At 46.9% G+C, this 1444-nt stretch carries 2 protein-coding genes; both read right to left on the bottom strand.

Annotated elements, in window-relative coordinates; all coding sequences use genetic code 11:
• Positions 1-560 (bottom strand): cytochrome P450 (locus F6K53_RS42265; RefSeq protein ID WP_293086482.1); only part of this gene is annotated, 560 nt, incomplete at its 3' end.
• Between the two features lie 429 nt (positions 561-989).
• On the bottom strand, positions 990-1444 hold a 455-nt coding region (locus F6K53_RS42260), incomplete at its 5' end, for a phenolic acid decarboxylase (protein WP_293086480.1).

Here is a 1444-nt window from a genome sequence, read left to right as displayed (position 1 = left end):
TCAAACCTTGTCCAAGGTAGAGAGATCGGGATACTGAACACTCCCTCAGAAAAGTTATTAAATAGTTGAGCCAGAGGGGTTTCGGAACCGCCATCAGTTCCCATCAGCAAGGTACTAGCGATCTCAAAGGTATAGTCCTGCAGTTGAGGATACCAGGTTAAGGTTCCTATCTCTTCCCATTTCTTGAGATAATTGCTAGTAATGTTGGCCATGGTGGGAATATAACTAGCTAATGCTCTCGGTTGAAACGCCTGGGACATTAACTTACGGCGCTTCTGGTGGAAAACTCCCGTTTGGTTGGCCAGTGAGGCGGCTCCAAGTAAGATTTGCGTGCTTTTGGGCCAGATAGAAGCAACATACTGATTTTCATTCGTAAACAGAAATTGATTCGCTTCTGCAGTATTCATCGTCACCGCAGGACTACCAAAAATGTGGGTTTTGTAGATGGGCCCATACTTTTCTGACCGCTTTTTGTGGAAATTTCGATCCGTTAAAAAGCTGATGGTCTCACCGATAATCGGTAAATAGACATTACCAGGGGGCAATGGAAGCGATTGCATATCTTGAGTAGTGGTTTCCATGGAAATAAGCAAGCTGCAGGGTCAAGACCTATTATCTCGTGCCTGATCCAGGGTAAACCCATCTTATTTTGAAATGCCTACTGGATATAATTCTTAATTTTGAAATCTTTTCTGAGTAACTGGCTTACCAATTGGTTTAGGTATAGCGGTTTTAAATTGGGTGAGGTACAGAGTCCTTGGTTTTAGGGAACAGGGAACAGGTAACAGGGAAACGTTTATTTATGCCCACCTACTTAATCCTGGTCATCGATTGATTTCAATTTGAGTAAGTCTTATTTGCAGCAGCCCAACGACCTGCATCACCGGGTCGCTGCCAAGTGGTCTTCCATGTAAAAGCAGTTTGCTCGGCGGCTCCGGTACATGCAATGGTTCAGGCATACTGGAAGGGTACGCTTGATCCGAATACTATTAGTTCTTTCGATCTGCGTATCCCGGAGGAAGTTGGTCGGGGGGGCAGGTGATGATGTCATCCCGACCGGGGCCAACATCCTCCAAATATGTGATCTGAGCAAAGCTATTCTCACCTATGTTCATCGGCCAGGTTGGCCCTTTTTCGCGCAGCTTGAGCATCTCTTCGACATGCTCGTCTTCGTGGCAGATGGTCGGCTGCGGATTGTCAATGATCCATTGCGGCATCAGGAAATACGTATGCAGCCAACGTTCGTTGAGATTCACAACCATCGTCACAACGTTACCGACGGGTTCCACCCAGTTTACCCGGATGAGGTCATGACCGATGTTCGTCATGTGGTACTTTCGGTTCGTTACCCAGCGCCCCGCGACATGACCACTGAAAATCCGGTAGTGACCCTCGGTTTCGCTCTTGAAGTAGTACTCGTACTGACATCCATTTTCGTAGGTCA

It is taken from the genome of Moorena sp. SIO4A1 (assembly GCF_010672065.1).
Lineage (GTDB): Bacteria > Cyanobacteriota > Cyanobacteriia > Cyanobacteriales > Coleofasciculaceae > Moorena.
The sequence above is the reverse complement of the archived record's forward strand: the minus strand, read 5'-3'. Positions and strand labels throughout refer to the sequence as shown.